This window comes from uncultured Olegusella sp., assembly GCF_947253395.1.
GTDB lineage: Bacteria > Actinomycetota > Coriobacteriia > Coriobacteriales > Atopobiaceae > Olegusella.
On the sequence record NZ_CAMXYY010000131.1, the window covers coordinates 1 to 3,685 of the forward strand.

Below are 3,685 nucleotides of genomic sequence, written 5' to 3' on the forward strand. Positions count from 1 at the left end.
GACTATAACGCTGAAGTTTTAAAACAGCTTGGCATTGAGGTGATTCACTTTCGCTATGTGGGTCCTGATGGTGAGCGTGAAGACGATTTGTGGACCTCGCAGACGCCACATGAGTTCTATGAGTACATGCGCAAAAATCCCGACGCTCGTTTTACCACTGAGGCAGTCACGCCAGGTACTTACCTTGAGGTTTTTGAAAACGCCGCCAAGGAAGGCACGCCTACGCTCTACCTTTGCTTGTCTGAAGGCCTTTCCTCAGCTATTAACTCTGCTCGGCAGGCTGCAGAAATGATTGCCGAAAAATATCCAGATTTTGAGCTCTATGTGCTGGATAACTGCTGTAATTCTGCTGCAGCAGAGCTTTTGGCTATTGAAGTCGTACGACAAGCTTCTTTGGAGCTTACTGCTGAGGAGCTCTATGCATGGGCACAGGATGCACGCTATTTTGTGCATGGTTATTTTACGTTAGATAGTTTGCATTGGCTGGGTTTGGGCGGGCGCATTCCGCCTGCAGCAGCTCAGTTGGGCGGAAAGTTAGATATGAAGCCCGTCCTTTCTTATGATATCAATGGCTCTCTCACATTGCGCGGTGTGTGCCGTGGTCGTAAAAAAGCTCTGCGCGCCATTCTGCAAGACTTTCGTGACAATTACGCCCATGACTCTTCATTACCGCTCGGTATTGTCTCAGCTGATGCAGAAAAAGACGCGGACTGGCTTGAAGCTCAGGTTCGTAAAGAAAAGGGTTGCGAAGATATCGCAGTTATTCGCAGTTCGGTTTCTCCCGTATTAGGTTCTCATGTGGGTCCTGGTATGGTGGCACTTTGTTTTTGGGGTGTTGACCGTAGAGAGAAACTATCTTTGACTGACCGTATTGCACGTCGCGTGCGTAAGCGGGGGACTGACGAAAAGTAGAACAGCTTGGATGCCGAGCGTTTTATATGAAGAAGAATAGAAACTGTGCAAAAAGGGAATCGTAACAGGGATTTATGTCGTGTGGACAGAAAATTTTTGTCTATACAGCGCAGTATTCAATGGAGGAATAGATGCACGATCAGCATGCTCACATACACGCTCAATCTCAGCTTGCCTTTATTGGTACAGGCATCATGGGTGCGCCCATTGCAAAACACATTCTCGATGCGGGCTATGACCTTACCGTGTTTAATCGCAGTAAGGACAAGATGGCAACTCTAGTAGATGCGGGTGCTCATGAGGCAAGCTCCATTGCCAGCGCTGTTGAGAATGCTGACGTGGTCTTTACTATGTTGGGCTATCCCACCGATGTTGAGGATGCGTATCTGGCAACGGCAGGTATCCTTGCAAGTTCCAAGAAGGGTTCCTATCTTATTGACCTGACAACCAGCTCACCCGAGCTTGCGCGCGATATTCATGATGCTGCTGAAGTTTCGGGTAAGCATGCCTTTGATTGTCCCGTAACGGGTGGACAAGAAGGTGCTGAGGCGGGTACGTTAACACTTATTATTGGTGCTGATGAGCCTACGGTAGCTCCGGTACTTCCTCTTCTTCAGACTTTTTCTGCCAAGCAGTACTACTTTGGTGCTGCAGGCAAGGGCCAACTGGCAAAACTTACCAATCAAGTATCGCTTGCTTCTTGCATGATGGGTTATGCCGATGCTATGGCTTTGGCCGAGCAGGCAGATCTTGATGTTCAGCAGACCCTACAGATGATTTGCGATGGCATGGGTGGATCAGTTGCGATGACTCGCCTGTCTCCCAAGTCACTTGCGGGCAACTACAAGCCGGGCTTTTTGGCAGAGCATCTCCACAAAGATCTGAACCTTGCTTTGGCATCTGCACAGGATTTGGGTATCACGCTTCCTGGCGCGGAGACGGCATTTACGCTCTATGACCTACTTTGTCAGGTGGGTGGCTCTCGCATGGGGACCCAAGCTTTGACTCTGTTATATGCTGACCAAGAAACTGGTGAAGCAGCTGGTCTTGACTGGTCTATTTTGGAAGCAGAGCAGGATGAAGATGAGGGCTGTGATTGTGGCCATAGCCATGGTCATGATCACGATTGCGGCTGTGATCATCACCACAAGGACTAAGACTGCTGCAAACATGTAGCACATAGAATGGATTGTGTATGAGTGAGAATGAAGCACAACGCTCCATGGCGGTGCTCATTGACTATGAAAATTTGGCATTAGGCACAGGTAAACGCAAGCGTAATGGCCACCAAGAACCGGGACCTCGTCCCGATGTTAAAAAAATTCTCGAGCGTTTGGTTGAGAAGGGCCGCATTGTTTCTAAGCGCGCCTACTGTGATTGGCAGCGCTTTGGTGATGCAATTACACCCCTGCATGAGCTGGGCATCGAGCTCATTGAAATTCCTGACCGTGCTTATACGGGTAAAAATTCGGCAGATATTCGCTTGTCTGTTGACGCGGTAGAGATGTGCTTTACCAAAGATCACATCGATACTTTTGCCATTTTATCGGGCGACTCTGACTTCTCTCCGCTGGTAGCTAAGCTCAAGGAATTTGGCAAAACAGTTGTTGCGGTGGGTATGAAGGAATCTACGAGTCCACTTCTTTCCGAAAACTGCGATGAATTTATCTTTTACGAAGACATTGTCAGTGATACGGGCATCCCTGATTTTCGTAGCAAGGTTTCCAAGGACAAACACGAGTGCTATCAACTACTTTTTGAGACTATTGATGCGCTTCAGCGTGAGAATGATAGCCCTGCTCTCGCCAGTCTTATCAAGCAAACGATGCGCCGTAAGCGCCCCCAGTTTTCGGAGCGTACCTACGGTTATCATTCCTTTACCAATCTTTTGCGCGAGGCATCTAAGCTTGGCTTTCTTGAGACACATCAGGATGAAAAGAGCGGCACTGTTGTCGTAGATGGATTCAAAGAGTAATGACTGCCATAAAGGCATATGAGAGGAAGCGAACTATGACCGAGCAACAAACAACTCTGAGCGATGAAATGCTTGCCTCGTGTGTGGAAGAGCTGGGGGGCGTTCGTCGTAGGGCACGCCAAGAAGCAGCTCATGCACTCGCCGCCGTCGCACATGATACGCCAGAGCGCATCCATGGCTTCGTACCTCAGCTGGTGGAGGCTCTCTACCGTCCTGAAGCTCAGACACGCTGGGAGGTGCTCGATGCACTTTCTTGTATTGCTTCCGAGCGCGCTGACTTGGTAGCAGATGGTTGTGATGGTGCTGAGGCAGCTCTTTTTGATGAGAGTTCTTCTTCGGTGCGTGAATCTGCGTTTAGATTCCTTTCATGTTTTGGTGCAACAACCCCTGAGAGGTCCAATGCAGTCTGGCGTCTGTTGGATGAAGCTGTGCAATGCTATCACGGCGACCCCGAATATCGTGACATGTTGGCAAGCTTGCTGCTCTTTGCACAAGGTGATTTATCTGATGAGACATGTGCTGCGTTGATTGAGCGTGTGAGTTTTGATGCTGAACATGGACATGGTTATATCAAGGCTTTTTCGGGAGATATCCTTAAAGCTTTGTCTGATGCAGCAGATTCCAACGGTGAGTAGTATCATTTTTTTCGTTTTGCAGACTGTCGATATGAGATGCAATGCTGCTTATTAGCGCAAAGATGAAATTGCAGACCTTGTCGGTCAGCGCGAAATTTACACTATGACAGCATTGGTTTTGCAGGAGGTTTAGATGGCAGGAAATTCTCAGATGTTCTCTGGT

General features: G+C 48.6%; 4 protein-coding genes. All 4 read left to right on the forward strand.

Annotated features, from left to right (window positions below):
* The coding region (locus Q0X25_RS07790; protein WP_298580884.1) for a DegV family protein at positions 1-912 on the forward strand (912 nt) is incomplete at its 5' end.
* 131 nt (positions 913-1,043) lie between these two features.
* Positions 1,044-2,069 carry an NAD(P)-dependent oxidoreductase gene (locus Q0X25_RS07795; protein WP_298580887.1) on the forward strand — a complete coding sequence of 342 codons (1,026 nt, stop codon included), beginning with the start codon at positions 1,044-1,046 and terminating at the stop codon, positions 2,067-2,069.
* 38 nt (positions 2,070-2,107) lie between these two features.
* Positions 2,108-2,887, forward strand: a complete 780-nt coding sequence (locus tag Q0X25_RS07800) for an NYN domain-containing protein (RefSeq protein WP_035098478.1) — start codon at positions 2,108-2,110, stop codon at positions 2,885-2,887.
* Between the two features lie 35 nt (positions 2,888-2,922).
* On the forward strand, positions 2,923-3,522 hold the full coding sequence (locus tag Q0X25_RS07805) for a hypothetical protein (RefSeq protein WP_298580892.1): 600 nt from the start codon (positions 2,923-2,925) through the stop codon (positions 3,520-3,522).
* The last annotated feature ends 163 nt before the right edge of the window (positions 3,523-3,685 follow it).